The sequence below is a fragment of the Streptomyces sp. L7 genome (genome assembly GCF_050990935.1).
Taxonomy (GTDB): domain Bacteria; phylum Actinomycetota; class Actinomycetes; order Actinomycetales; family Microbacteriaceae; genus Leifsonia.
This window is the reverse complement of sequence record NZ_CP194644.1, coordinates 287,201-313,325: the sequence shown is the minus strand read 5'-3', so window position 1 is coordinate 313,325 and position 26,125 is coordinate 287,201. Positions and strand designations below refer to the sequence as shown.

Annotated in this window: 20 protein-coding genes and 4 pseudogenes; 5 read left to right on the top strand and 19 right to left on the bottom strand. The window is 70.7% G+C overall.

What is annotated here, in order from left to right; genetic code table 11:
- Nucleotides 1-89: 89 nt before the first annotated feature.
- The 7 genes and pseudogenes from ACR5MH_RS01555 to ACR5MH_RS01525 all read right to left on the bottom strand — a co-directional run bounded on the left by ACR5MH_RS01555 (nt 90) and on the right by ACR5MH_RS01525 (nt 7,944).
- On the bottom strand, nt 90-926 hold the full coding sequence (locus tag ACR5MH_RS01555) for an HpcH/HpaI aldolase/citrate lyase family protein (protein ID WP_431349331.1): 837 nt from the start codon (nt 924-926) through the stop codon (nt 90-92).
- Complete coding sequence (locus ACR5MH_RS01550) at nt 923-1,411, bottom strand: MaoC family dehydratase (protein WP_431349330.1); 489 nt, start codon at nt 1,409-1,411, stop codon at nt 923-925. Before ACR5MH_RS01550 ends, ACR5MH_RS01555 begins: the two co-directional genes overlap by 4 nt.
- Nucleotides 1,408-2,055 (bottom strand): CoA transferase subunit B, encoded by a 648-nt coding sequence (locus ACR5MH_RS01545; protein WP_431349329.1) that lies wholly within the window; start codon nt 2,053-2,055, stop codon nt 1,408-1,410. Before ACR5MH_RS01545 ends, ACR5MH_RS01550 begins: the two co-directional genes overlap by 4 nt.
- Nucleotides 2,052-2,842 (bottom strand): annotated as a pseudogene (locus ACR5MH_RS01540) (CoA transferase subunit A). The gene ACR5MH_RS01545 and the pseudogene ACR5MH_RS01540 overlap by 4 nt, the downstream one beginning before the upstream one ends.
- Before the next feature lie 100 nt (nt 2,843-2,942).
- Entirely contained in the window at nt 2,943-4,148 is a 1,206-nt protein-coding gene (locus ACR5MH_RS01535) for an acyl-CoA dehydrogenase family protein (protein ID WP_431349327.1), read from the bottom strand.
- On the bottom strand, nt 4,145-6,337 hold the full coding sequence (locus ACR5MH_RS01530) for a biotin carboxylase N-terminal domain-containing protein (protein WP_431349326.1): 2,193 nt from the start codon (nt 6,335-6,337) through the stop codon (nt 4,145-4,147). The genes ACR5MH_RS01535 and ACR5MH_RS01530 overlap by 4 nt, the downstream gene beginning before the upstream one ends.
- 5 nt (nt 6,338-6,342) lie before the next feature.
- Nucleotides 6,343-7,944, bottom strand: coding sequence for a carboxyl transferase domain-containing protein (locus tag ACR5MH_RS01525; protein WP_431349494.1), 1,602 nt, complete (start codon nt 7,942-7,944; stop codon nt 6,343-6,345).
- Between the two features lie 124 nt (nt 7,945-8,068).
- Here ACR5MH_RS01525 and ACR5MH_RS01520 point away from each other — a divergent pair, with 124 nt between their 5' ends.
- Together ACR5MH_RS01520 and ACR5MH_RS01515 are read left to right on the top strand one after the other, a co-directional pair.
- Nucleotides 8,069-8,692, top strand: a complete 624-nt coding sequence (locus ACR5MH_RS01520; protein WP_431349325.1) for an SACE_7040 family transcriptional regulator — start codon at nt 8,069-8,071, stop codon at nt 8,690-8,692.
- Nucleotides 8,693-8,792: 100 nt separating this feature from the next.
- Nucleotides 8,793-11,410, top strand: a pseudogene (locus ACR5MH_RS01515) (penicillin acylase family protein).
- A 13-nt stretch (nt 11,411-11,423) separates the two neighbouring features.
- On the opposite strand, the gene ACR5MH_RS01510 reads toward ACR5MH_RS01515, so the two are convergent.
- The 4 genes and pseudogenes from ACR5MH_RS01510 to ACR5MH_RS01495 all read right to left on the bottom strand — a co-directional run bounded on the left by ACR5MH_RS01510 (nt 11,424) and on the right by ACR5MH_RS01495 (nt 14,804).
- The gene (locus ACR5MH_RS01510; RefSeq protein WP_433862585.1) at nt 11,424-12,686 is read right to left on the bottom strand and encodes a citrate synthase; all 1,263 of its coding nucleotides are present in this window, start codon (nt 12,684-12,686) and stop codon (nt 11,424-11,426) included.
- Nucleotides 12,687-12,913: 227 nt separating this feature from the next.
- Nucleotides 12,914-14,007 (bottom strand): annotated as a pseudogene (dapC, locus tag ACR5MH_RS01505) (succinyldiaminopimelate transaminase).
- Nucleotides 14,008-14,060: 53 nt separating this feature from the next.
- Nucleotides 14,061-14,381, bottom strand: a complete 321-nt coding sequence (fdxA, locus tag ACR5MH_RS01500) for a ferredoxin (protein ID WP_369962836.1) — start codon at nt 14,379-14,381, stop codon at nt 14,061-14,063.
- Between the two features lie 45 nt (nt 14,382-14,426).
- On the bottom strand, nt 14,427-14,804 hold the full coding sequence (locus ACR5MH_RS01495; RefSeq protein WP_431349324.1) for a hypothetical protein: 378 nt from the start codon (nt 14,802-14,804) through the stop codon (nt 14,427-14,429).
- A 99-nt stretch (nt 14,805-14,903) separates the two neighbouring features.
- Between ACR5MH_RS01495 and efeU the strand changes: the two genes are divergently transcribed.
- The 3 genes from efeU (at nt 14,904) to efeB (ending at nt 18,333) form a co-directional block, all read left to right on the top strand.
- Nucleotides 14,904-15,773, top strand: a complete 870-nt coding sequence (efeU, locus tag ACR5MH_RS01490; RefSeq protein ID WP_431349323.1) for an iron uptake transporter permease EfeU — start codon at nt 14,904-14,906, stop codon at nt 15,771-15,773.
- Nucleotides 15,774-15,838: 65 nt separating this feature from the next.
- Nucleotides 15,839-17,020, top strand: a complete 1,182-nt coding sequence (gene efeO / locus ACR5MH_RS01485) for an iron uptake system protein EfeO (RefSeq protein WP_431349322.1) — start codon at nt 15,839-15,841, stop codon at nt 17,018-17,020.
- A gap of 2 nt (nt 17,021-17,022) precedes the next feature.
- Entirely contained in the window at nt 17,023-18,333 is a 1,311-nt protein-coding gene (efeB, locus tag ACR5MH_RS01480) for an iron uptake transporter deferrochelatase/peroxidase subunit (RefSeq protein WP_433862202.1), read from the top strand.
- A 150-nt stretch (nt 18,334-18,483) separates the two neighbouring features.
- On the opposite strand, the gene ACR5MH_RS01475 is transcribed toward efeB, so the two are convergent.
- The 8 genes and pseudogenes from ACR5MH_RS01475 to ACR5MH_RS01440 form a co-directional block, all read right to left on the bottom strand.
- Entirely contained in the window at nt 18,484-18,954 is a 471-nt protein-coding gene (locus tag ACR5MH_RS01475) for a hypothetical protein (protein ID WP_431349321.1), read from the bottom strand.
- A 38-nt stretch (nt 18,955-18,992) separates the two neighbouring features.
- Nucleotides 18,993-20,909 carry a translational GTPase TypA gene (gene typA / locus ACR5MH_RS01470; protein ID WP_433862201.1) on the bottom strand — a complete coding sequence of 639 codons (1,917 nt, stop codon included), beginning with the start codon at nt 20,907-20,909 and terminating at the stop codon, nt 18,993-18,995.
- A gap of 83 nt (nt 20,910-20,992) precedes the next feature.
- On the bottom strand, nt 20,993-22,651 hold the full coding sequence (locus tag ACR5MH_RS01465) for a dipeptide ABC transporter ATP-binding protein (protein WP_431349319.1): 1,659 nt from the start codon (nt 22,649-22,651) through the stop codon (nt 20,993-20,995).
- On the bottom strand, nt 22,648-23,166 hold the full coding sequence (locus ACR5MH_RS01460; protein WP_431349318.1) for an ABC transporter permease: 519 nt from the start codon (nt 23,164-23,166) through the stop codon (nt 22,648-22,650). The genes ACR5MH_RS01465 and ACR5MH_RS01460 overlap by 4 nt, the downstream gene beginning before the upstream one ends.
- Nucleotides 23,106-23,531 carry an ABC transporter permease gene (locus tag ACR5MH_RS01455; protein WP_433862200.1) on the bottom strand — a complete coding sequence of 142 codons (426 nt, stop codon included), beginning with the start codon at nt 23,529-23,531 and terminating at the stop codon, nt 23,106-23,108. Before ACR5MH_RS01455 ends, ACR5MH_RS01460 begins: the two co-directional genes overlap by 61 nt.
- Nucleotides 23,521-24,450, bottom strand: a complete 930-nt coding sequence (locus tag ACR5MH_RS01450; RefSeq protein ID WP_431349316.1) for an ABC transporter permease — start codon at nt 24,448-24,450, stop codon at nt 23,521-23,523. The genes ACR5MH_RS01455 and ACR5MH_RS01450 overlap by 11 nt, the downstream gene beginning before the upstream one ends.
- Nucleotides 24,451-24,455: 5 nt before the next feature.
- Entirely contained in the window at nt 24,456-24,746 is a 291-nt protein-coding gene (locus tag ACR5MH_RS01445; protein WP_431349315.1) for a hypothetical protein, read from the bottom strand.
- 146 nt (nt 24,747-24,892) lie between these two features.
- Nucleotides 24,893-25,873 (bottom strand): annotated as a pseudogene (locus tag ACR5MH_RS01440) (peptide ABC transporter substrate-binding protein); the annotation flags it as partial.
- Nucleotides 25,874-26,125: the final 252 nt, after the last annotated feature.

Sequence of the window (26,125 nt, the reverse complement as noted above, 5' to 3'; positions counted from 1 at the left end):
TCTGGAACGTTAAGGGCAGAGTACGGCATGCCGCCGACACGGCACGACCAAACCGGTGAACGGCGTAAAAATCGTTCATCACAGTTTCATCACGACGGGCTAGTCGCCCTCCGGAGCACCGCTCTGGCGTGTGAAAGCACGGGTCCGTCGACCATCCGGCCGTTGTGCCGGAACACTCCCCCGCCCGCCGCTCTGGCGGCCTCCAGCAGTTCCACGGCCTCCGCCACTTGGGCGTCGTCCGGCCGGTACGCGGCCCGCACGGTCTCCACCTGCGACGGGTGGATGCACGCGGTCGCGGCGAACCCGACGGAGACCGCGTCCTCGGCCTCAGCGGCGAGCCCGTCGAGGTCCGCGATGTCGAGGTGAACCGTGTCGACGGCGGGTTTCCCCGCCGCTCCGGCGGCCAGCAGCACCGCCGAGCGGGCGTGCGCCGCCACATCGCGGTAGCGGCCGTCCGGGTGGCGGCTCGACGTGCCGCCGAGCGAGGCGACCAGGTCCTCCGCGCCCCACATCAGTGCGACGACCTCCTCCGCGGCCGCGAGCTCCCCCGCAGCCACCACGCCGGCCGCGGTCTCGCACAGGGCGATCACGTGCAGACCGTCGAGGGCGGCGAGGTCGGCCGCGCGCTCCGCCTTCGGCAGCATCACGGCCGTGTAGGGCGTGAGCGAGAGGGCCGCGAGGTCGGCGGCCTGGTCGTCGCTGCCGGCCGGATTGACCCGCACGATCACCCGGGCGGGGTCGAGGTCGGAGGCGGCGAGCGCCTCCCGGGCCGCCGGCCGTCGCGCGGGGTCGACGGCGTCCTCCAGGTCGAGGATGACCGCGTCCGACCGCTCCAGCGCCTTGGCGTACCGGTCGGGCCGGTCGGCCGGGCAGAACAGCAGCGCCGGGCCCCACGGGAATCCGCCGGCAGCGGGGAACGGCGTCATGCGTCGCTCGTCCCGAGGTGGGCGTCGCGGCACCACACCATCACCTGCCGGATCGCGGTGGCGACGACGACGCCGTCCTGGTTGCGGCCGGTGTGCTCCAACGTCACGATCCCCTGGCCGGGGCGGGAGGCCGACAGCCGCTTGGCCGTCACCGTCGTCTCCGAGTAGAGCGTGTCGCCGTGGTACAGCGGGTGCGGGAAGGACACCTCCGAGAAGCCGAGGTTCGCGACGATCGTGCCCTGCGTGAGCTGGGCGACCGACGCGCCGACGATCGTCGCGAGCGTCCACATCGAGTTCATCAGCCGCTCGCCGAACGGCTGCCGCGCCGACCACGCGGCGTCCAAGTGAAGGGCCTGCGTGTTCATCGTCAGCGTGGTGAAGAGGACGTTGTCGGCCTCGGTCACCGTGCGGCCCGGCCGGTGCAGGTAGCGGGTCTCCAGCTCGAACTCCTCGTAGTAGAGGCCGCGCTGCTCGACTTCCTTCATGACGCCGCCTCCAGCTCCACCGCGAGCGGCGCTCCCGTCGCGGCCACGACCTCGTCGACCGTCACGCCCGGCGCGGTCTCGCGCAGGACGAGTCCGTCCGGCGCCACGTCGATCACCGCGAGGTCGGTGATGATGCGGTCCACACAGCCGGTGCCGGTGAGCGGGAGGCTGCACTCGGCGAGGATCTTCGGCCGGCCCTCCTTGTCGACGTGCTCCATCATCACGATCAGCCGCTTGGCTCCGAACACCAGGTCCATCGCGCCGCCCATGCCTTTGACCATCTTGCCGGGGATCATCCAGTTGGCCAGGTCGCCGGTCGCCGAGACCTCCATCGCGCCGAGCACCGCGACATCGACGTGGCCGCCGCGGACCATGCCGAACGACAGCGACGAGTCGAAGTACGCCGCGCCGCGCTTGACGGTGACAGTCTCCTTGCCCGCGTTGATCAGGTCGGGGTCGACGTCGGCGTCGGCCGGGTAAGGGCCGACGCCGAGCACGCCGTTCTCGGAGTGCAGGATGACCTCCACGCCCTCCGGGATGTAGTTCGGGATGAGCGTCGGCATGCCGATGCCGAGGTTGACGTACTGGCCGTTCTCCAGCTCCTGCGCCACGCGGGCGGCGAGCTCGGTGCGGGTGAGGCTCATCGGGCGTTCCCTTCCGGGGTGGTGGCGGGTGCGGTTGCGCCGGGCGCGGCGACTGTGCGCCGCTCGATCCGCTTCTCGACGTCGGGCGCGTGCACCACGCGCTGGACGAAGATCCCCGGCAGGTGCACCTCCCCGGGGCGAGCTCGCCGGGCTCGACCAGCTCCTCCACCTCGGCGATCGTGATGCGGCCCGCCATCGCGGCGAGCGGGTTGAAGTTCATCGCCGCGGCGTGGAAGACCAGGTTGCCGTGCCGGTCGCCCTTCGCCGCGTGCACGAGCGCGAAGTCGGGGCGCAGCGAGCGTTCCAGCACGTAGGACGCGCCGTCGAACTCGCGCACCTCCTTCGGCTCGCTCGCGACCGCGATCGAGCCGTCCTCGTTGTAGCGGCGCGGGAGTCCGCCGAGCGCGATCTGCGTGCCGACGCCCGCCGGAGTGTAGAAGGCCGGGATGCCCGCGCCGCCGGCCCGCAGCTTCTCCGCGAGCGTGCCCTGCGGGGTCAGCTCCACCTCCAGCTCGCCGGAGAGGAACTGCCGCGCGAACTCCTTGTTCTCGCCGACGTACGAGCTGATCATCTTGCGGATGCGGCGCCGGCCGAGCAGGAGGCCGAGCCCCCAGTCGTCCACGCCGCAGTTGTTGCTGACCACCTCCAGGTCGGTCGTGCCGGCCTCCAGCAGCGCCTGGATGAGCGCGCTCGGGATGCCGCACAGGCCGAAGCCGCCCACGGCCAGGCTGGCGCCGCTCGGGATGTCGGCCACCGCCTCCCCCGCACTCCCCACTGTCTTATCGATCACGCTGAATCTCCCCTGTCTCTAACCGCCGAGTACGCGAAAAGTACCGCCCAAACCGCCGAGTCGCCAGATTATCCACGTACTCGGCGGTTGGGACGGGTCAGGCTTCGAAGCCGAGGGCTCGCGAGATGATCATGAGCTGGACTTCGGTGGTGCCTTCGCCGATTTCGAGGATCTTCGAGTCGCGGTAGTGGCGCGCGACCGGGCTCTCGTTGAGGAAGCCGTAGCCGCCGAAGATCTGGGTCGCGTCGCGGGCGTTGTCCATCGCGGCCTCGCTGCCGACCAGCTTGGCGATGGAGGCTTCCATCTTGAACGGGACGCCCGCGATCAGCTTGAACGCCGCGTCGTAGTACGCCAGCCGAGCGGCGTGCACGCGGGCCTGCATCCGCGCGATCTTGAAGGCGATGTGCTGGTTGGAGCCGATCGACCGGCCGAAGACGTTGCGCGACTTCGCATAGCGAACCGCCTCCTCCAGGCAGCCCTGCGCGGCGCCGGTGCAGAGCGCGGCGAAGGCGACCCGGCCCTCGTCGAGGGTCTGGAGGAAGTTGGCGTACCCGCGGCCGCGCTCGCCGAGGAGGTTGGCCTCCGGGACGTGCACGTCGGTGAGCGTCAGCGGGTGGGTGTCGGAGGTGTGCCAGCCGACCTTGTCGTAGACGGGCTCCGCGACGAAACCGGGGGTGCCGCTCGGGACGATGATCGCCGACAGCTCCTTCTTGATCGAGCCGTCCGTGCGCCGCTCCTCGCCGGTCACCGCGGTGATGGTGACGAGCTTCGTGATCTCCGAGCCGGAGTTGGTGATGAACTGCTTCGTGCCGTTGAGGATCCACTCGCCGTCGCGCAGGATCGCCGTGGTCTTGGTGCCGCCGGCGTCCGAGCCGGCGTCCGCCTCCGTCAGCCCGAACCCGGCGAGCGCCTCGCCGCGCGCCAGCATCGGCAGCCACTCCTGCTTCTGCTCCTCGCTGCCGCTGCGGAAGATCGGCATCGCGCCGAGACCGACACCGGCCTCCAGTGTCACGCCGATGGACTGGTCCACCCGGCCGAGCTGCTCGACGGCGAGGCAGAGCGAGAGGTAGTCCTTGCCCTGGCCGCCGTACTCGACCGGGAACGGGAGGCCGAACAGCCCCATCCGGCCCATCTCGGCGATGATGTCGTAGGGGAGGCTGCGCTTGGTGTCGTACTCGTACGCGGCGGGCGCGACGACGGTGTCGGCGAAGTCGCGGACCTCGTCGCGGAGCCGGCGCTGCTCATCGGTGAGCTCGAAGCCGGCGACATCGAGGTCGGCCGGGCGTGGCATCTGCATGGTCATCGGAGATTCCTGTCTGTTGTGGTGACGGTCCCTGCCACGGCGTGCTCGCCGTGGGATGTGGCGGCCGATTCTGTCGGCTCGGGGGTGTCCGCCGGGCTCGGCGGGACGTTCGGGGTGGTGGAGGCGTCGTCCGGCGCGGGCGCAGGGGTCTCGAGCGCGCCGGTCTCGGGCGCGTCCACGACGGCCACGAGCTGGTCGAGCTTCACGAGGTCGCCTGGCGCGACCTTCACCGTCACGGTGCCGGCGATGGGGGCGACCAGTCGGTGCTCCATCTTCATGGCCTCGACGACGGCGACGGTGTCGCCGGCCGCGACCTCCGTGCCCGACGCGACCGGGACGGCCACGACCGTGCCGGGCATGGGCGAGCGCACCTCCGGATGCGCGGCCGCCTCGCCGCGCTCACGGGCGGCGAGCGTCGCGGCCAGCCGCTCGGCGGGCGTCCGCAGCCGCAGGGCTCGGGACCGGCCGCCGTGCGCGAGCCAGACGGTGGCGCCGTCGCGGGCCGCGTCGAAGCGGGTGACCACGCCGTCGAGGTCGAGCACGACGGTCTCCGGCTCGCCGGGTGCGCCGGACTGCACCGCGATCCGGGCGGTGTGCTCGTGCAGCTCGCCCTCCGATCCCGGCAGGATCACACGCTCGCCGTGGACGTGAACGGTCCTGCCGTCCACGTCGTACCGGACGGGACGTGCCGATCCGAGCCGCCATCCGCTCGGCGCGCCCCACAGCGCTCCGACGCCGCCCGGCGCGGATGTCTCCCGCTCCCGGTGTGCCAGCAGCGCCGCCGCGGCCAGCTCAGCGATGGAGGCCGGGACCGGCTCCAGGGCGGAGAACCGCCGGTCGATCAGCGTGGTGTCCATGCCGCCCGCGCGGACGTCCTCGTCGGCCAGGAGGTCGCGCAGCCAGGCGATGTTGCTCACGAGGCCCAGTACCGCGGTGCCGGCGAGCGCGCGGTCGAGCCGGGCGAGTGCGCCGGCGCGATCGGGAGCCCAGGCGATCACCTTGGCGAGCATCGGGTCGTAGTCGGTGACGACGCGCGTCCCGGCGGCCAGGCCGCTGTCGACGCGCACGCCGTCGCCGGTCGGCTCGCGCAAGGCGAGCACCGCGCCGTCGCCGGGCAGGAAGTCGCGTTCGGGGTTCTCGGCGTACACGCGCGCCTCCACGGCGTGGCCGGAGAGCCGGATGTCGTCCTGCTCGAAGCCCAGCGGCTCCCCCGCCGCGACGCGGAGCTGCCACTCGACCAGGTCCACGCCCGTCACCAGCTCGGTCACCGGGTGCTCGACCTGGAGCCGGGTGTTCATCTCCATGAAGAAGAACTCGTCGGGTCGCTCGGCGGAGACCAGGAACTCGACGGTACCGGCTCCGACGTAGCCGACGCTCGCCGCGACCCGGCAGGCGGCCTCGCCGATCCGGGCGCGCGTCGCGGCGTCGAGCAGGGGCGACGGCGCCTCCTCGACCACCTTCTGGTGGCGGCGCTGGAGGGAGCACTCGCGCTCGCCGAGATGGACCACCGCGCCGTGCCGGTCGGCGACGATCTGCACCTCGATGTGCCGCGGCGACTCCACCAACCGCTCCAGGAAGAGCGTGTCGTCGCCGAAGGCCGCGGCCGCGACGCGACGGGCCGCGCGCAGCGCCTCGGGGAGGTCGGCGGCCGTGTGCACCGCCTGCATCCCCTTGCCGCCGCCGCCCGCGGAGGGCTTGACCAGCACGGGATAGCCGATGCGCTCGGCGGCCGCGACGAGCTCGTCGTCGCCGAGGCCGGGCTCCGCGATGCCGGGGATGGTCGGGACGCCGGAGCGGCCGACCTCCTGCTTGGCCGAGATCTTGTCGCCCATGACCTCGAGCGCGTGGACGCCGGGGCCGACGAACACGATGCCCGCGGCCTCGCACGCCTCGGCGAGCGCGGCGTTCTCGGAGAGGAAGCCGTAGCCGGGGTGCACCGCCGCGGCGCCCGTGCGGCGCGCGGCGTCGACGATGGCGTCCACCGAAAGGTAGCTGTCGCGGGCGGGCGCCGGCCCGATGCGCACCGCGGTGTCGGCGAGACGGACGTGCGGCGCGTCGCGGTCGGCGTCGCTGAAGACGGCGACGGAGCGGATGCCGAGACGGCGCAGCGTACGGATGACACGGCAGGCGATCTCGCCGCGATTCGCCACCAGGACGGATTCGAACGGGACGGAGGAGTAGTCGGTCATCGTCATCACATCCGGAAGAGGCCGAAGGCCGTGTCGGGCAGCGGCGCGCGGGAGCAGACGTCGAGCGCCAGCCCCAGCACCGTGCGGGTGTCGGCGGGGTCGATCACGCCGTCGTCCCACAGCCGCGCCGTGGAGTAGTAGGGGTTGCCCTGGTCCTCGTACTGCGCGGCGATGGGCGCACGGAAGGCCGCCTCGTCCTCCGAGCTCCACTCCTCGCCGCGCGCGTCGAGCTGGTCGCGCTTGACGGTGGCGAGAACGCTGGCCGCCTGCTGGCCGCCCATGACCGAGATGCGGGAGGCCGGCCACATCCAGAGGAACCGCGGCGAGTAGGCCCGGCCGCACATCGAGTAGTTGCCCGCGCCGAACGAGCCGCCGATCACGACGGTGAGCTTCGGGACACGGGTGGTGGCGACCGCGGTGACCATCTTCGCGCCGTTCTTGGCGATGCCGCCGGCCTCGTAGTCGCGTCCGACCATGAAGCCGGAGATGTTCTGCAGGAACACCAGCGGGATCCCGCGCTGGTCGCACAGCTCGATGAAGTGCGCGCCCTTGAGCGCCGACTCGCTGAACAGCACGCCGTTGTTCGCGACGATGCCGACGGGGTGCCCGTGGATGTGCGCGAAGCCGGTCACGAGGGTGGTGCCGTATTCGGGCTTGAACTCGCTGAACTCCCCCGCGTCCACCAGCCGGGAGATGACCTCGTGCACGTCGTAAGGCGCCTGAACGTCGACCGGGACGACGCTGTAGAGCTCCTCCTGGTCGGCGATCGCCGCGCGCGTGGCCAGCACCTCCCAGGCGGGAGCGGCGGGCTGCGGGAGGGTCGCGACGATCTCGCGGACGATCCCGAGCGCGTGCGCGTCGTCCTCCGCGAGGTGGTCCACGACCCCGGAGGTGCGGGCGTGGAGGTCGCCGCCGCCGAGCTCCTCGGCCGTGACGATCTCGCCGATCGCGGCCTTCACCAGCGGGGGGCCGCCGAGGAAGATGGTGCCCTGGTTGCGGACGATCACCGTCTCGTCGCTCATCGCGGGCACGTACGCGCCGCCGGCGGTGCAGGAGCCGAGCACCGCGGCGATCTGCGGGATCTTCGCCGCCGACAGCCGGGACTGGTTGTAGAAGATGCGGCCGAAGTGGTCGCGGTCGGGGAAAACCTCGTCCTGCATCGGCAGGAAGGCGCCTCCCGAGTCGACCAGGTAGACGCACGGGAGGTTGTTCTCCAGCGCGATCTCCTGCGCGCGCAGGTGCTTCTTGACGGTCATCGGGTAGTAGGTGCCGCCCTTCACCGTCGCGTCGTTGCAGACGATCATCACGTGGCGGCCTTCGACCAGGCCGATGCCGGCGATGACGCCCGCGGCCGGGCTCTCGTCGCCGTACATCCCGGTCGCGGCCAGCGGCGCGATCTCGAGGAAGGGACTGCCCTCGTCGAGCAGCGCGTCGATGCGGTCGCGCGGCAGCAGCTTGCCGCGGGCGACGTGGCGCTCGCGGGCGCGCTCCGGGCCGCCGGCCGCGGCGACGGCGAGTCGCTTGCGGAGGTCGGCGACCAGCGCGCGCTGGGCGGCGTCGTTCCCGGCCGGCGCGCTCGCGCCGGCGGGGGTGCTCTGGTCGGGCATCGTGCTCAGGGCAGGCATCGTGCTCCCGTGTCCTCATCGACATGAGTTAGTGGTCACTAACTCGAATTTAGGTTAGTGTTCGTTAACCCGAATGTCCAGCCCCGCACCTGGGAGTCCTATCGAGATGACCGAGACCGTACCGGCCGACCCGCTCGCGCGGCCGACCCAGCGCAGCCAGGCGAAGGCCGACCGGCGCGCAGCGCTGCTGGCGGCGGCGGCCGGCAAGTTCGCCGAGCGCGGCTTCAACGGCGTCTCGATCGAAGACCTGGGCGCCGCCGCCGGAGTCAGCGGGCCGGCAGTGTACCGGCACTTCGCGTCCAAGCAGGCCGTGCTCGCCGCCCTCCTGGTCGGCGTCAGCGAGAACCTGCTCGACGGCGGCGCCGCGGTCGAGCGGGAGGCCGCCGACCCCGCAGGCGCACTGCGCGGGCTGATCGCGTTCCATGTGGACTTCGCGCTGACCGAGGCCGACACCATCCGCGTGCAGGACCGCGACCTCGACGCCCTCGCCCCGGAGGACCGCCGCGCCGTGCGCACCCTGCAACGCCGCTACATCGAGCTGTGGATGCGCGTGCTCGGCGAGCTGCACCCGTCGCTCGCCCCCGACGAGCTGCGCGTGCGCGTGCAGGCGACCTTCGGGCTGATCAACTCCACGCCGCACTCCGCACGCGCGGGCGCCGCCCACACGACCGACGCCTCCGTGCGTCCGGTGCTCGAACGAATGGCCTGGGCCGCGCTGACCTCGCGCTGACCTCCCGCCCGCCCGTTCCGCCTCTTCGGTACGACACCCGCGTGGACTAGAGTCCGAACACACGCCGGCGACGTCCCCGGCCGATCCGACGGGAGGCGACGTGGGCGACGACACTCCCCGGCTCAGGCTGCACCATCGCGTGCTGCGCACCCTCGGAGTCACGCTCGCCGTGCTGCTCGTCCTCGCCCTCCTCGCGGGCGGCCTGGCGGTGTGGACGGTCACCCTCTCCTTCCCGCAGACGTCCGGTTCGCTGCAGGTCAGCGGCCTGAGCGCGCCGGTGACCGTGACGCGCGACTCCGCCGGGGTCCCGCAGATCACGGCGCGCACGGCCGACGACCTCTTCCGCGCGCAAGGCTACGTCCACGCGCAGGACCGGTTCTGGGAGATGGACTTCCGCCGCCACGTCACCGCCGGCAGGCTCTCCGAGCTGTTCGGCGCCAGCGAGATCCCCACCGACACCTTCATCCGCACGCTCGGCTGGCACGATGTCGCCGAGCAGGAGGTGAAGCGGCTCGACACGACCTCGCTGCGCTACTACCAGGACTACGCCGACGGCGTGAACGCGTACCTCAACACGCACTCCGGCCCGAAGCTCTCGCTCGAGTACGCGATCCTCGGCATCCAGAACCCGGACTACCACCCCGATCAGTGGACCCCGGTCGACTCGGTGGCCTGGCTCAAGGCGATGGCGTGGGACCTCCGCTCCAACCTGGAGGACGAGATCGACCGTGCGCTCCTGGCCACCAAGCTGGCGCCCCAGCAGATCGCCGAGCTGCACCCCGGCTACGACTACAGCGCGCATCCGACGATCACGTCGCTCGGCGGCGGCTCGCCGACCACGGTCACGCCGGACGCCGCCCCGGGCGGCTCGGCGGCGTCCGCCTCCGCCGCGGCCGGTGACGCGGACGCGACGGCTGCACTCGCCGCCGTGCCCACCGCCCAGTACAGGAACCGGCTCGAACAGGTGGCCTCCAGCCTCGACGCCCTCCCGACCCTGATGGGCCCGGCCGGCGACGACATCGGGTCGAACTCCTGGGTCGTCTCCGGAGCCCACACCGCGACCGGGAAGCCGCTGCTCGCCAACGACCCGCACCTCGGCGTCGTGATGCCCTCGGTCTGGTACCAGGTCGGCCTGCACTGCGCGGTCGTCGACGCGCAGTGCCCGTTCGACGTCGCCGGCTTCAGCTTCTCCGGGCTGCCCGGCGTGATCATCGGCCACAACGACCGCATCGCCTGGGGGTTCACCAACCTCGGGCCGGACGTGGCCGACCTGTACGTCGAGAAAGTCACCGGCGACACGTACGAGTACGACGGCGCGCAGGTGCCGCTGACCATCCGGCGCGAGACGATCACGGTCGCGGGGGCCCGGACGTCCGGATCACCGTGCGCTCCACCCGGCACGGCCCGATCATCACCGACCTCAGCGACGGCTACGGCGTCATCGCGAAGGACCAGGCCGGGAAGCTCGGCGTCCCGGCTCAGGAGTTCCAGCTCTCCCTGCAGTGGACCGCGCTCACCCCGGGCCCGACGGCGGGCGCGATCTTCGCCTTCGACACAGCGCACGACTGGGCGGGCTTCCGGGCCGCCGCGGCGTCGTTCCAGGTGCCCTCCCAGAACCTCGTCTACGCCGACGTCGACGGCAACATCGGCTATCAGGCGCCCGGCCTCATCCCGGTGCGCGCGAAAGGCGACGGCACCGTCCCCGTGCCCGGCTGGACCAGCGAGTACGGCTGGATCGGGACGATCCCCTACGACCAGCTCCCCAGCCTGCTGAACCCGCCGAGCGGGTACATCGTGACAGCCAACAACGCCGCCGTCGGCCCGCAGTTCCCGGCGATGATCACGCAGGACTGGGACGCCGGCTACCGCGCGAACCAGATCCAGCTCCGGCTGACGAAGCTGCTGGGCGCGGGCCGCACGGTGACGTCGAAGGACATGTCCGCCATCCAGGCCGACACCTACGACGCCAACGCGGCCACGCTCGCTCCCCTGCTCATCGCCGTGGGCGCGAAAGCCGACCCGACCTCCGGCGTCGCCAAGGGCGCCGCGCTGCTGCGCGGCTGGAACTACCACGACGACGGCGACAGCGCCGCCGCGGCCTACTTCGCGGTGTTCTGGAAGAACCTGCTGGCCGACGCCTTCGGCCGCAAGCTCCCTGCCGACGCGCCCCCGACCGGCGGCGACCGCTGGTTCCAGGTCGTCCACGCGCTCGTGAAGCAGCCGGACTCGGCGTGGTGGGCGGACAGCCGCCTCGGCACGCTCGACCGCGACGACATGATCGAATACGCGGCGAACCAGGCCTGGAAGGAGACCCGGAGCGCCCTCGGCGGGGATCCGAAGAGCTGGCGCTGGGACCGCCTGCACACCCTCGAACTCACCAACGCGTCGTTCGGGTCGTCCGGCGTCGCGCCGATCGAGTGGCTGTTCGACCGCGGGCCCTTTCCACTCGGCGGCGGTTCGAGCGTCGTGGATGCGACCGCCTGGGACACCTCCGACGGCTACCAGGTCGACCGGGCGCCGTCGATGCGGATGGTGGTCGACGTCGGCGACTTCGACCGGAGCACCTGGATCAACCTCACGGGCGCGTCAGGGCACGCGTTCGACGCGCACTACGCCGACCAGGCGCGGCTGTGGGCGAACGGCGAGACGCGGCCGTGGCCGTTCACGGCCGACGCCGTGAAGGCGGCGGCGGAACAGACGCTCACGCTGAGGCCGTAGCGTCGGGCGTGGCTCAGCGCGCGGTCGGCCAGTTGCGCTCGGCGTCGCCGACGTAGAGCTGCTGCGGACGGCCGATCTTGGTGCTCGGGTCCTGGGTCATCTCGCGCCAGTGGGCGATCCAGCCCGGAAGGCGGCCGATCGCGAACAGGACGGTGAACATCCGGGTCGGGAAGCCCATCGCCTTGTAGATCACGCCGGTGTAGAAGTCGACGTTCGGGTAGAGGCGGCGGTCTACGAAGTACTGGTCGGCGAGCGCGACCTCCTCGAGCTCCTTCGCGATGTCGAGCAGCGGGTCGTGGACGCCGAGGGCGGCGAGCACCTCGTCTGCCGACTGCTTGACGAGCCGGGCGCGCGGGTCGAAGTTCTTGTAGACGCGGTGCCCGAAGCCCATCAGCTTGACGCCGGACTCCTTGTTCTTGACCCGCTCGACGAACTTCTGGACGCTCTCGCCGGAGTCGCGGATGTCCGCGAGCATCTGCAGGACGGCCTCATTCGCGCCGCCGTGCAGCGGACCGTAGAGGGCGTTGATGCCGGCCGAGACCGAGGCGAACAGGTTCGCCTGGGTGGAGCCGACGAGGCGGACGGTCGAGGTGGACGCGTTCTGCTCGTGGTCCTCGTGCAGGATGAGAAGCCGCTCCAGCGCCCGCGAGAGCACCGGGTTCACCTCGTACGGCTCGGCGAGGGTGCCGAAGTTGAGCCGGAGGAAGTTGTCCACGAAGCTCAGCGAGTTGTCCGGGTAGAGGAACGCCTGGCCGATGCTCTTCTTGTGCGCGTAGGCCGCGATCACGGGGAGCTTGGCGAGGAGGCGGATGGTCGAGAGCTCCACCTGCTCCGGATCGCTGACGCTGAGCGAGTCCTGGTAGAAGGTCGACAGAGCCGAGACGGCGCTGGAGAGCACGGACATCGGATGGGCGTCGTGCGGGAGGGCGCTGAAGAAGCGGCGGAGGTCCTCGTGCAGCAGCGTGTGGCGGCGAATGCGCTCGTCGAAGTCGGCGAGCTCCGCCGGCGTCGGCAACTCGCCGTGGATGAGCAGCCAGGCGACCTCGAGGAACGTCGAGTTCTCGGCGACCTGCTCGATCGGGTAGCCGCGGTAACGCAGGATGCCCGCGTCGCCGTCGATGTACGTGATGGCCGAACGCGTGGCGGCCGTGTTGACGAAGCCGTAGTCGAGGCTGGTGAGCCCGGTCTGCCGGGTCAGGCTGGAGAGGTCGATGCTCGACGCGCCCTGCGTGCTCGGCAGGATCGGGAACTCCGCGACACCGCCGGGATGGCTCAGGCGGGCGACGGCCGTCTCCTGGGCGGGTCCGCGCTGCTCCGCCAGCGGCTGAGTGGCAGTCCGATCGGTGCCGGCCTGCTCGATGCCGAGTCCGCTCACAACGCCTCCTGAGTGGGTTTGGGATGCTTCGCGTGCCGATCGTGGCGGCCACGCAGTGAAGCCGTGCTGGTACAGCCTAGCCAACCCGCGCGGCAACTGTCGCATCGGGCAAAGGCCGCCAGGGTCCTTTAGAGGGTGTCTCCAAAGGCGCGCAACCGGGAGGCCGCCGCCGCGATCCGCTCGTCGGTGGCCGTCAGCGACAGCCGGACGTGCTCGGGATAGTGGTCGCCGTAGAAGACCCCGGGCCCGGCCAGGATGCCGAGGTCTGCCAGCCGGCCGATGCTCTCCCAGGCGTCGCGTCCTTCGGTCGCCCAGAGGTAGAGCCCGGCCTCGCTGCGGTCGACGCGGAAGCCCGCGGCCTCCAGCGCCGGCTTCAGCAGCGCTCGCCGCGCCCGGTAGCGCTCGCGCTGCTCGGTCACGTGCGCGTCGTCGCCGAGCGCGACGACCATCGCGGCCTGCAGCGGCGACGGGAGCATGAGCCCGGCGTGCTTGCGCACCGTGGTGAGGCGCGCGATCAGCGCGCGGTCGCCCGCGATGAACGCAGCGCGGTAGCCCGCTAGGTTGGACTGCTTGCTCAGCGAGTAGACGGCGAGCACGCCGCTGCGATCGTCGCCGACCACGCGCGGGTCCAGCACGCTGGGCGTCGGTGCGGCGTCCCACGGGGCGTCCCAGCCGAGCTCGGCGTAGCACTCGTCACCCGCGACGACCGCGCCCAGCTCGCGGGCGCGGGCCACGGCCGCCCGCAGCTCCTCCGCCGACAGCACGCGGCCGTCGGGGTTGCCCGGGCTGTTCAGCCAGACCAGCCGGGTGTTCGCGGGCCAGTCCGCGGGGTCGTCGCTCGCCACGGCCTCCGCCCCCGCGAAGGCCGCGCCGATCGCGTAGGTCGGGTACGCGGCACGAGGGTGCACGACGGCATCCCCTCGCCGAGGCCGAGGAAGAACGGCAGGAAGGCGACGAGCTCCTTGGAGCCGATGGTCGGGAGGACGTCCTCGGGCGCGAGGCCGGGCACACCGCGGCGACGCTCGAACCACGCGGCGATCGCCTCGCGCAGCGCCGGCGTTCCGACGGTCTGCGGGTAGGCGTGCGCGTCGGTCGCCTCGGCGAGGGCCTGGCGGATCAGCGCGGGGGTCGGGTCGACGGGCGAGCCGATCGAGAGGTCCACCATCCCGGAGGCGTCGCCGAACGGCACAGCCGCTCGGGCGCGCGCCGCGTACGGCGCCATGAGGTCCCAGGGGTAGTCGGGCAGCTCTCCGAGCGCCACGTCAGCGCGCCACGTCAGTGCGCCTGCGGTGGCAGCGCGGTGATGAGCGGGTGGTCCTTCGCGATCACGCCGACCTTGGCGGCGCCGCCGGGCGAGCCGATGTCGTCGAAGAACTCCACGTTGGCCTTGTAGTAGTCGGCCCACTCCTCGGGGAGGTCGTCCTCGTAGTAGATCGCCTCGACAGGACAGACCGGCTCGCACGCGCCGCAGTCGACGCATTCGTCGGGATGGATGTACAGCGAGCGCTCGCCCTCGTAGATGCAGTCGACGGGACACTCGTCGATGCAGGCGCGGTCTTTCACATCGACGCACGGGAGGGCGATGACGTAGGTCACTGTGGTTCCGGTTCCCTTCGGACGGCGGGAGGCTGTCCCTCTAGCTTAGGCCGTTCCGGCCCGACGCGCCGCGCGCTTCACGTCCGGCCAGGAGACGACGAGCGCGGCGATGAGAATCGGCCCGACGAGCCAGATCTGCCCCCACAAGTTGTTCGGGATGAGCACCGAGCCGCCGGGGCTCTGCTGGGTGAAAAGCAGGATGACGGCGATCGCCCCGAGCGCCGCGCACAGCGCGGGCCAGCGGGCGTCGCCGAGCAGTCGGAGACCGACCAGCAGGGCGGTGTAGCTGAGCAGCGAGCCGATCAGCCCGAGCGGGACGGTGACGCCCCAATCGACCGTGAGCTGCTGCGCGACCGTGCCGATCCCGCCGAGCACCGCTCCCGCGACGACCAGGAGGATGGCGTTGACGATCCGGCTCAGCATGCTCGAATCCTAGCTGGACACATCGGCGGGACGTGTTCTAGAGTCGAACAGGTAAGGTTAGCCTTACCAACATTTCCCACCTCCACTCGAAGGTCCTCTGTGCTCGCGAACTATCTGATCGGCCTCCGCGAAGGCCTCGAAATGGCGCTCATCGTCACCATCCTCGTCGCGTACGTGGTCAAGGTCGGACGGAAGGACGTCCTCTCGAAGCTGTGGATCGGGGTCGGCGTCGCGCTCATCGTGCCGCTCGGGATCGGGGCGCTCCTCACCTGGGGCCCCTACGGTCTCAGCTTCGAGGCGCAGGAGATCGTCGGCGGCACGCTCTCGCTCATCGCCGTGGGTTTCGTCACCTGGATGATCTTCTGGATGGCCAAGACCGCCCGCAGCATGAAGTCCACCCTCCAGAACCGGCTCGACTCCGTCCTCGTCGGCGCGGGCTGGGGCGTCGTGATCCTCGCCATGCTGAGCGTGGGCCGCGAGGGCATCGAGACGGCGCTCTTCGTGTGGGCCACCGTCGCCAGCATCGGTGGCGGCTGGGAGCCGGTCATCGGCGCTGTCCTCGGCCTGATCACCGCCGCGGTGCTGGGCTTCCTCCTCTACCGTGGCATGGTGAAGATCAACCTCGGCTCGTTCTTCACCTGGACCGGCGCGTTCCTCATCCTCGTCGCCGGCGGCGTGCTCGCCTACGGCATCGGCGACCTCCAGGAGGCGGGCGTCATCCCCGGCGCGGGCGTCCACGCCTACGACATCAGCGGGCTCATCCCATCGTCGAGCTGGTACGGCACCGCGCTCGCGGGCATCCTCAACTTCAACCCGTCGCCGACCTGGCTGCAGGTCATCGCCTGGGCCGGCTACATGGTCGTGGTGACCTTCTTCTACGTGCGCCAGCACCGTGCGTCGCACGCCCGGCCGGCGTCCGCGTCCGCGGCGCCGTCGGCCCCGGCGCCGCGAACGCCCGTCCACTCCTGAACCACGGCCCCGCCGCCTCGCGGGGCGCCCACAGCATCCACCAGAGCAGAAAGCACAGCATCGCCATGCCCCGACCCCGTCACCTCGGCCCGATCGCCGGCACCCTGGCCGGCGCCGCCGCCGTCGCGCTCGCCCTCACCGGCTGCGTCCCCAACAGTGCCGTCGCCGAGGCGGAGGCCATCCAGGTCACGCTGACGGACGCCGCGTGCACGGTGAAGACCGCCGCCGCTCCCGCCGGCCCGATCACCTTCCAGGTCACCAACACGGGCTCCGACGTCAACGAGTTCGAGGTGCTCGCGCAGGACAAACTCCGGATCGCCGGCGAGAAGGAGAACATCGGCCCGGGCACCACGGTCAACTACGTCGTCCAGCTCACCGAGGGCAGCTATTTCACCGCGTGCAGGAAGGGCATGGTCGGCACCCCGACCTCGCTCGCGAAGTTCACCGTGACGAAGGGCTCCGCAGACACGAAGTCCGCCAGCGAGAGCGCGCAGGTCGCGCAGGCCGTGACCAACTACCTCAGCTACGTCAAGGACCAGTCCGGGCGGCTGCTCACCGCCACGAAGGCATTCGCGGCAGCCTACGAGGCCGGCGACGACACCGCCGCCCGCACCCAATACCCCGTCGCGCGGTCGTTCTACGAGCGGATCGAGCCGACCGCCGAGCAGTTCGGCGACATCGATCCGGCCCTCGACCTCCGCGAGGCCGACCTCGAGCAGGGCCAGGAGTGGACAGGCTGGCACCGCATCGAGAAGGACCTCTGGGCGCCCGCCGGCTTCACCGCCTCCGACGCCGCCGGCCGCACGGCCCTCGGCGCCCGGCTCGTCGCCGACACCCAGCGGCTGCACGACCTCGTCTCCGCGAAGGACTTCACCCTCACACTCGACCAGATCTCCAACGGCGCGGCCAGCCTGATGGAGGAGGTCTCGCGCACCAAGATCACGGGCGAGGAGGAGACCTTCTCGCACACCGACCTGTGGGACTTCCAGGCCAACGTGGAGGGCGCGGAGGTCGCCTACGGCAATGTCCGCGCTGTGCTGCTTGAGAAGGGCGCGACCGGGAAGGCCACGGCGAAGAAGCTCGACGGGGAGTTCGCCACGATCGACACGCTTCTCGCGCAGCACAAGGACGGCGACGGGTTCGTGAGTTACACGCAGCTCACCACCCCGCAGGTGAAGGAGCTCCAGGACTCCGTCAACGCGCTGAGCGAGCCGCTCAGCTTGCTCACGTCGATCCTGGTCAAGTAGCAGTGGCCGAGGGCACGACCTCCGCCGACCGTCCGGCGCCCGTCGAGGGTGCCACACGGTCCGGCCTGTCCCGGCGCGGGATGCTCGGCCTGGCCGGCGCCGCGGTCGGGGCCGGCGTGGTCGGGTTCGGAGCGGGAGCGGCCGTGGGCCACGCGGTCGCCTCCTCCCCCGAGAGCACGACCTACCCGTTCTACGGCGCGAACCAGTCCGGCATCGTCACGCCCACCCAGGACCGTCTCCACTTCGCTTCCTTCGACGTCGCAGCCGGCCTCGGCCGGGACGGCCTGATCGAGCTGCTGCAGGACTGGACCGTCGCCGCCGCCCGGATGACGCAGGGCAAGCCCGCCGGGAAGCACGGCCCCGCCTCCGGCCCGTCGGACGCTCCCCCGGACGACACCGGCGAGGCGCTCGACCTCCCGCCCGGCGGCCTCACCCTCACGTTCGGCTTCGGCCCGACGCTGTTCACGGCCGCCGACGGAACCGACCGGTTCGGGATCGCCGCCCGGCGGCCGGCCGCGCTGGTCGACCTCCCGCACTTCCCCGGCGACGCGCTGCTCGACGGCCTCACCGGCGGCGACCTGTGCGTCCAGGCGTGCAGCGAGGACCCGCAGGTGGCCGTGCACGCCATCCGCAACCTCTCCCGCATCGCCTTCGGCCGCGCCGCCATCCGCTGGTCGCAGCTCGGTTTCGGGCGCACATCCTCCACCTCGCGCAGCCAGACCACCGCCCGCAATCTGTTCGGCTTCAAGGACGGCACCGCGAACATCAAGGCGGAGGACTCCTCGGTCGTGAACGATCAGGTCTGGGCCGACCGCGGCGACGGCGCGGCCTGGATGCACGGCGGCTCCTACCTCGTGGCGCGGAAGATCCGGATGGTCATCGAGACCTGGGACCGCCAGCAGCTCGGCGAGCAGGAGCGCATCGTCGGGCGGGACAAGGGCGAGGGTGCGCCGCTCTCCGGTGGAACGGAGTTCAGCGAGCCGAACTTCCTCGCGCTGTCATCGGCCGGGGGCACGAAGATCGACCCGGACTCGCACGTCCGCCTCGCGCACCCCACGATGAACGACGGCGCGCAGCTTCTCCGCCGCGGCTACAACTTCGTGGACGGCAACGACGAGCTCGGCCGGCTGAACGCGGGGCTGTTCTTCATCGCTTTCCAGCGCGATCCGCGGAAGCAGTTCATCCCCATCCAGAACCGGCTCGCGAAGAACGACCTGATGAACGAGTACCTCAAGCACGTCGGCTCCGCCGTGTTCGCGGTGCCGCCCGGCGCCCGCGAGGGCTCGTTCGTGGGCGCGGGCCTCTTCGCGTAACCACCCCGCACATTCGTCACGAATCCTTGGATTCGCCGCGCTTTTCGCGACATTCGTCACGAATCGCCGGCTTCAGCTACTTCCACATTCGTCACGAATCGCGGCAAACGCCGCGCTTTTCGCGACATTCGTCACGAATGTGCGCGGCGGCTAGGGCGTCGTGGTCGGCGACGGGGTCGCCACCGCGGCGCGCGATACCGAGTAGTTCGCGACCCAGCCGTTGTTGCCCGCGTCGCTGACGACGACGAGGACGCCGTAGTCGGCGTTCGCGAACGTCCCGGTCCCTCCGCCGTCCGGTCCCTGCGCGCCGAACTGGCCGTCGAAGCCGGCATCCATGAGCTGTTTCGCGATGTCCTGGTAGGCCTGCGCGTCCTTCACCTTGACGGTCACGTTCCAGACCTTGCCGTGGCCGCTGCCGACGCTCGCGCCGAACACGACCGCGCCCTTGTAGAGCGGAACCGACGTCGGGAAGTCGGACGGGACCTTGTTGCCGCCGAGGTCCACGTTGCCGCCCGTGACGTCCTTGACGACGGTCTGGAAGCTGCAGCCCGCGAGCGCCGGCGCGACCCCCAGCAAGAGGAGGGCCGCGACCGGGACCGCGAGCAGGCGGGAGCGTCTCATGAGTCGATTATGCGCGCCGCGGGAGCGGCAGGACGCGTTCAGGCGTCCTGACGCTTGAGGCGCGAGGCGGCGCGACCGCGAGCGGTGGCGTCGAGCTCGACCTTGCGGATTCGCACGGCCTCCGGGGTGACCTCGACGCACTCGTCCTCGCGGGCGAACTCCAGGCACTCCTCCAGCGTCAGCTGGCGCGAAGGCGTCATCGACTCGAAGTTGTCGGCCGTCGACTGACGCATGTTGGTCAGCTTCTTCTCCTTGGTGATGTTCACGTCCATGTCGTCCGAACGCGAGTTCTCACCGATGACCATGCCCTCGTAGACCTCCTCGGTGGGGTTCACGAAGAAGGTCATCCGCTCCTGGAGGGCGATGATGGCGAACGGGGTCACGACGCCGGAGCGGTCGGCCACGATGGAGCCGTTGCTCCGGGTCACGATCTGGCCGGCCCACTCGTCGTAGCCGTGCGAGATCGCGTTCGCGATGCCCGTGCCGCGGCTGATCGTCAGGAACTCGGTGCGGAAGCCGATGAGACCGCGCGACGGGACGATGAACTCCATGCGCACCCAGCCGGTGCCGTGGTTCGCCATGTTCTCCATGCGGCCCTTGCGGGCGGCGAGGAGCTGCGTGATCGCGCCGAGGTACTCCTCTGGAACATCGATCGTGAGGTGCTCGTACGGCTCGTACGTCTTGCCGTCGACCTTCTTGGTGACCACCTGCGGCTTGCCGACGGTCAGCTCGTAGCCTTCGCGCCGCATCTGCTCGACCAGGATGGCGAGCGCGAGCTCACCACGACCCTGGACCTCCCATGCGTCGGGGCGGCCGATGTCGAGCACGCGCAGCGAGACGTTGCCGATGAGCTCCCGGTCGAGGCGGTCCTTGACCATGCGGGCGGTGAGCTTGTGACCCTTGACCTTGCCGACCAGCGGGGAGGTGTTGGTGCCGATCGTCATCGAGATCGCGGGGTCGTCGACGTGGATCAGCGGAAGCGGGCGGATGTCGTCGGGGTCGGCGAGGGTGTCGCCGATCATGATGTCCGCGAAGCCGGCGACGGCGACGATGTCGCCGGGGCCCGCGCTCTCGGCCGGGTAGCGGTCCAGCGCCTTGGTGATCATCAGCTCGGTGACACGCACGTTGTGCACGTCGCCGTCGTGACGCACCCAGGCGACCGTCTGGCCCTTCCTGAGCGTGCCGTTGAAGATGCGCAGCAGCGCGAGGCGGCCGAGGAACGGCGAGGCGTCGAGGTTGGTGACGTGCGCCTGCAACGGCGCCTCGGGGTCGTAGGTCGGCGCGGGGATGTGCTCGAGAATGGCCTCGAAGAGCGGCTCGAGGTCCGCGTTGTCGGGCAGCTGGCCGTTCTCGGGACGGTTCAGGCTCGCGGCGCCGTTGCGCCCCGAGGCGTAGACCACCGGCACGTCGAGGATGGCGTCGAGGTCGAGGTCGGGCACGTCGTCGGCCAGATCGCTCGCGAGGCCGAGCAGGAGGTCCTGGCTCTCGTGCACGACCTCCTCGATGCGGGCGTCGGGACGGTCGGTCTTGTTGACGAGCAGGATGACCGGGAGCTTGGCCTCCAGCGCCTTGCGCAGCACGAAGCGGGTCTGCGGCAGCGGGCCCTCGGACGCGTCCACGAGGAGGACGACGCCGTCGACCATCGACAGGCCGCGCTCGACCTCGCCGCCGAAGTCGGCGTGACCCGGGGTGTCGATGACGTTGATCGTGATCGGGCCGTTCGGGGCGTGCTTGCCCTTGTAGGAGATCGCCGTGTTCTTGGCGAGGATCGTGATGCCCTTCTCACGCTCCAGCTCGTTGGAGTCCATGGCACGCTCTTCGACGTGCTCGTGGTCGCCGAACGAGTTGGTCTGCCGCAGCATGGCGTCGACCAGCGTGGTCTTGCCGTGGTCGACGTGGGCGACGATCGCGACATTGCGCAGATCGTCGCGGTGGGCGACGGCGTTCTCGGACATGCGTGAAGGCTCGACTCTCGTCAGGAAGTAAAAGGGGAACGGTCTATTCTATCCCAGCGCCGGGGTGCCCTCGTGAACGGCGCTCAGCCGAGCGGGATCGTCGCACCGGGGACGGCGTCGAGAAGGGCGCGCGTGTACTCCTGGCGCGGGGAGGCGAACACCTCCGCCGTCGACCCGTGCTCCACCAGCCGGCCCCTCCGCATCACGCAGACGTCGTCCGCCATCCGGCGCACCACGCCGAGGTCGTGCGTGATGAACAGGTAGGTCAGCTCCAGGTCGTCCTGGAGTTCCGCGAGAAGGTCGAGCACCTGCGCCTGGACCAGCACGTCGAGCGCCGACACCGCCTCGTCGAGCACGACGATGTCGGGGTTCAACGCCAGGGCCCGGGCGATGGCGACGCGCTGCCGCTGGCCGCCGGAGAGCTCGTTCGGGTAGCGGGCGGCGAAGGACGCCGGAAGCGCCACCCGGTCGAGCAGCTCGGCGACGCGCCGGCGGCGGAAGGCGCGATCGCCGACGCGGTGCACGGCGAGCGGTTCGGCGATGCTGGCGCCGACGCTGCGGAGCGGGTCGAGCGAGCCGTACGGGTCCTGGAACACCGGCTGCATCCGGCGGCGGAGGGCGAAGACCTGCCGGCCGTTCAGGACGCCGGTGTCCTGGCCGTCGACCGCGATGCGGCCTCCGCTCGGCTCCTCCAGCCGAAGGATCAGCTTCGCGACCGTGGACTTGCCCGAGCCAGACTCGCCGACGAGGGCGGTCGTCGTGCCTTTCGGCACCGCGAAGCTCACGCCGTCCACGGCGGTGAGGGCCGACGACCGGAGACCGCCGCCGTGCACCCGGTAGACCTTCGTGAGCCCGTTGACCGCGATCGCCGGGGTCGCCTCGGCCGCCGCCGCCATTCGCCGCTCGGTCGTGCGCAGCGGCCCCGCGGCGGCGCTCGGGGCTGCCTCCACGAGCCGGCGTGTGTACGGGTGCGCGGGATGCCGAAGGATCTCGCGGCTCGGGCCGGACTCCACGACCCGGCCCCGGTGCATCACCACGACGCGGTCGGCGCGCTCGGCCGCGAGCCCGAGGTCGTGCGTGATCAGGAGCACCGTGGTGCCGAGCTCGCGGGTGAGCGCACCGAGGTGGTCGAGGATGCCGCGCTGCACCGTGGCGTCGAGGGCGGAGGTCGGCTCGTCCGCGATCAGGAGGGTCGGGTCCCCGGAGAGGCCGATCCCGATCAGCGCGCGCTGGCGCATCCCGCCGGAGAACTGGTGCGGGAACTGGCGGAGCCGGGTGCCCGCGTCGGCGAGCCCGGCCCGCTCCAGCACCTCGATCGCCTGAGCGCGCACGGCACGGCGGCCGGAGGCGGCGCCGTTCGCGCGAATCGCCTCCTCCACCTGGAAGCCCACGCTCCAGACCGGGTTCAGGCTCGACATCGGGTCCTGAGGGACGAAGCCGATCGCGCGGCCGCGGACGTCCTCCAGCTCCCTTCGGCCGAGCGCGGTGAGGTCCACGCCGTCGAGCACGATCGAACCGCCGAGGATGCGGCCGGCGCCGGGAAGCAGCCCGATGATCGCCTGCGCGGTGGTGGACTTGCCCGAGCCGGACTCGCCGACGATCGCGACCGTCTCCCCGCGGTGGACGGTGAGGTCGACGCCTTCGACCGCGGTCGCGACGCCGCCGCGTGTGGCGAAACCGACCCGGAGGTCCGACACCACGAGGAGCGGCTCCTCGCTCACGCGGTCTGCTGCTGCGTTCATCGACGCGCCCTCGCCTTCGGGTCGAGCGCGTCTCTGACAACCTCGCCGAGCATGATGAAGCTCAGCACCGTGACCGAGAGCGCCAGGGACGGGTAGACGAGCGTCTGCGGCGCCGTCCGGATGTCGTTCTGGGCCTGGCTGATGTCGTTGCCCCACGACATCACGTCGCTCGGCAGCCCGACGCCGAGGAACGAGAGCGTCGCCTCCGCGACGATCGCGCCCGCGAGCGACAGCGTCGTCACGACGATGACGGGCGCGAGCGAGTTGGGGAGCACGTGGCGCAGCAGGATGTGGAACCGCGACAGTCCGAGGGCTTTCGCAGCCAGCACGTGGTCGGCCGTCCTGACCCGGAGCACCTCCGCTCGCAGCACCCGCGCCGTCGCGGGCCACGCGAACACCCCGATCGCGAGCGAGATGACCCAGACGTTCGCGAACTTCGCTAAGACGGACATGATCACGACCGCCGCCAGGATGTAGGGGATCGAGAAGAAGATGTCGCCGACCCGGGACAGCACCGCGTCGATCCACCCCCGTAGAAGCCCGCCAGCGCGCCGAAAACGATTCCGAGGACGGCCATCAACGCGGTGGCGATCACGCCGACCGACAGCGACGTGCCCGTGCCGTGGACGATGCGCGAATAGATATCGCAGCCCTGCTTGGTGAACCCGAGGGGGTGACCGGGGGCCGGGCCGCCGTTGCTGTCGGCGAGCAGGCAGTCGTTGTTCGGAGCGGCCTGCGCGAAGAGTCCGGGAAACAGGGCGACGGCCGTGACCAGCATGATGAGGACGACCGAGCACCAGAACATCGGCCGGCGCCGCAGGTCGTCCCACGCGTCCGACCAAAGGGTGGCGCGGCGGCCCGCGGCGGGTTCACGACGCATAGCGAATCCTCGGGTCGAGAACGGCGTACAGCAGGTCGACGATCACGTTGACCACGAGATAGAGCAGGACCATCACCGTCACGAACGAGACCACCGTCGGGCCCTCACCCCGGATGATCGCCTGGTAGAGCGTGCGGCCGACGCCGGGAACGTTGAAGATCCCTTCCGTCACCGTCGCGCCGACGAGCATCACTCCGAAGTCGGTGGCGAGAAAGGTTACGACGGGGATCAGCGAGTTGCGCAGCACATGGACGGGCACGATCCGGCTGCGCCTCAGACCCTTGGCCGCCGCGACGCGCACGAAGTCCATCCCGTCCGTGTCGATGACCGACGAACGGGTGAGGCGGACGATCTGGGCGAAGCTGAACGCCGCCATCGCGACAGCCGGGAGGATGAGGTCCTGGAGCGGCGCCCCGGGCCCCGCCGTCGGGCGCACCCAGCCGGGCCAGATCCCGAAGACGTATTGAAGCACGAAGGCGATCACGAAAATGGGCACCGAGATGAGCAGCAGACTCACGACGAGCGCGCTCGCGTCGAAGAACCGGCCCTTCCCGAGCCCGCTCACGAGTCCGACCGCGATGCCGAGCACCGTCTGGATCGCGAGGGCCAGCAGTGCGAGCCTCAGTGTGACCGGGAACGTGCGGGCGAGGATCTCGCTCACCGGCTCGCCGGAGAACGACGTGCCGAAGTCGCCGCGCAGGATGCCGCCGAGGTAGTGGAGGTACTGGACGATGAACGGTTGGTCGAGGAGGTATCGGCTGCGCAACTCCGCGAGCACGGCCGGGCTCGGCGTCCGGTCGCCGAACAGGGCGACGATCGGGTCCCCGGGCAGGGCGAACACCATGAAGTAGATCAGCAGCGTGGTGCCCAGCAGGACGGGGACGGCCTGCAGCAGCCGGAAGCCGAGGAAGCGGATCATCGCCGCTAGGACGCCGCGCGCTTGGTGATCTGCTCGTACAGCGGGACCAGGTTCCAGGCAAACGTGACGTGATCGACGGACGCGCTGAAGCCCCCAGTGACGTTCTGGTACCAGAGCGGGATGGCGGGGAGGTCGCGCAACAGGAGCTCCTGCGCCGCCCGGAAGTCGGCGTTCGCCGCCTCCACGTCCGCCTCGGCGAGACCCTTCGCCAGCAGCGCGTCGAACTCCGGGTTCGCATAGCCGGAGTCGTTGGACAGCGCACCCGTCCCGTACACCGGCCGGAGGAACGTGAGCAATCCCGGGTAGTCGCCCTGCCAGCCGGCGCGAAACGCGGAGTCGATCGTGTGATCGGTGATCGCAGTGCGGAGCTGTGCGAACGTCGGCGAGGCCTCCCCTTCGCGTCGATCCCGAGGGTGTTCTTGATGTTGTTCGCGACGGCGTCGACCCAGCTCTGGTGGCCGCCGTCGGCGTTGTAGGCGATGGTGAATGTGCCGGTCCACGGTGAGAGCGCGTCCGCGGCCGCCCAGAGCTGCTTGGCCCTCTTCGCGTCGTGGCCGAGCACGCCGGAGCCGTCGAGCCGGTCGGACCAGCCGGGGAGCGCCGGGGACGTGAAGTCCTTGGCCGGGGTCCGCGTGCCGTCGAAGATCACCTTCGTGATCTGCGGCCGGTCGATCGCCAGCGAGAGGGCCTGCCGGCGCAGCCTCCCCTCCTCGCCCGCGAAGTGCGCGAGCCGCTCGGGGATGGCGACGTTCTGGAAGACCGCGGCGGGCTGGTTGACCGCCCGGCCGTCGAGATCTTTTTCGAAGGTCGTGATCGCGGCGTCGGGGATCGCGTCGAGCACGTCGAGCGTCCCCGACCTCAGGTCGGCGTACGCGGAGTCCAGCGACGCGTAGAACACGAAGCGGAGTCCGCCGTTCTTCGCCTTCCGCGGGCCGGTGTACGCGGGGTTCGCGACCAGGTCGATGCTCTCGTCGTGCTTCCAGGCCCTCGCGCTCGCGAGCTTGTACGGGCCGTTCCCGACGGGGTGGGCGCCGAAGGCCTTCAGGTCCTCGAAGGCGACGCTCGGCAGCGGGTAGAAGGCCGAGAAGCCTAGGCGGAGCGGGAAGTCGGACACCGGAGACGTCAGGTCGACGGTGAATTCCGTGTCGCTGACGATCGTGAGGCCGGTCAGCTCGCTGTCCGTCTCGCTGGAGAACCCCTCGATGTCTTCGAAGAACGAGTTCAGGAGCTGCGCGTTGCTCTTCCTGGCCCCATGGTTCCACGCGTCCACGAACGAGCGGGAGGTGACCTTCTCGCCGTTGCTGAAAGTGCGGTCGCCGTTGATGGTGACGACGAAGTGCTGCGAGTCGCTCGTCTCGATCGACCGCGCGACGTCGTTGACCGGCGTGCCGTCGGCCTGGTAAGCGAGCAGGCCGGAGAACACCGCGTCGATGATCTTGCCGCCACCGGCCTCGTTCGTGTTGGTCGGGATGAGCGGGTTCTGCGGCTCGCTGCCGTTGGCGATGACGATGGCGGTGGTGTCCGCGGTCGACGCGGTGTCGGGGCCGCTGCAGGCGGTGAGCACGAGCGCGCCGGCCGCGGCGAGTGCCGCGGCGGAGCGGCCGAGAAGTCTGATGGACACGTATTCCTCCTGGAGCCGGGGGTCGACTCCAGACCTTAGGGTTCATCGCCTGGC

Coding starts and splice junctions, on each gene's coding strand:
- ACR5MH_RS01555 (WP_431349331.1), bottom strand. CDS start 926: ATGACGCCGTTCCCCGCTGCCGGCGGATTCCCGTGGGGCCCGGCGCTG.
- ACR5MH_RS01550 (WP_431349330.1), bottom strand. CDS start 1,411: ATGAAGGAAGTCGAGCAGCGCGGCCTCTACTACGAGGAGTTCGAGCTG.
- ACR5MH_RS01545 (WP_431349329.1), bottom strand. CDS start 2,055: ATGAGCCTCACCCGCACCGAGCTCGCCGCCCGCGTGGCGCAGGAGCTG.
- ACR5MH_RS01535 (WP_431349327.1), bottom strand. CDS start 4,148: ATGACCATGCAGATGCCACGCCCGGCCGACCTCGATGTCGCCGGCTTC.
- ACR5MH_RS01530 (WP_431349326.1), bottom strand. CDS start 6,337: ATGACCGACTACTCCTCCGTCCCGTTCGAATCCGTCCTGGTGGCGAAT.
- ACR5MH_RS01525 (WP_431349494.1), bottom strand. CDS start 7,944: ATGCCCGACCAGAGCACCCCCGCCGGCGCGAGCGCGCCGGCCGGGAAC.
- ACR5MH_RS01520 (WP_431349325.1), top strand. CDS start 8,069: ATGACCGAGACCGTACCGGCCGACCCGCTCGCGCGGCCGACCCAGCGC.
- ACR5MH_RS01495 (WP_431349324.1), bottom strand. CDS start 14,804: ATGCTGAGCCGGATCGTCAACGCCATCCTCCTGGTCGTCGCGGGAGCG.
- efeO (WP_431349322.1), top strand. CDS start 15,839: ATGCCCCGACCCCGTCACCTCGGCCCGATCGCCGGCACCCTGGCCGGC.
- ACR5MH_RS01475 (WP_431349321.1), bottom strand. CDS start 18,954: ATGAGACGCTCCCGCCTGCTCGCGGTCCCGGTCGCGGCCCTCCTCTTG.
- typA (WP_433862201.1), bottom strand. CDS start 20,909: ATGTCCGAGAACGCCGTCGCCCACCGCGACGATCTGCGCAATGTCGCG.
- ACR5MH_RS01465 (WP_431349319.1), bottom strand. CDS start 22,651: ATGAACGCAGCAGCAGACCGCGTGAGCGAGGAGCCGCTCCTCGTGGTG.
- ACR5MH_RS01455 (WP_433862200.1), bottom strand. CDS start 23,531: ATGCGTCGTGAACCCGCCGCGGGCCGCCGCGCCACCCTTTGGTCGGAC.
- ACR5MH_RS01450 (WP_431349316.1), bottom strand. CDS start 24,450: ATGATCCGCTTCCTCGGCTTCCGGCTGCTGCAGGCCGTCCCCGTCCTG.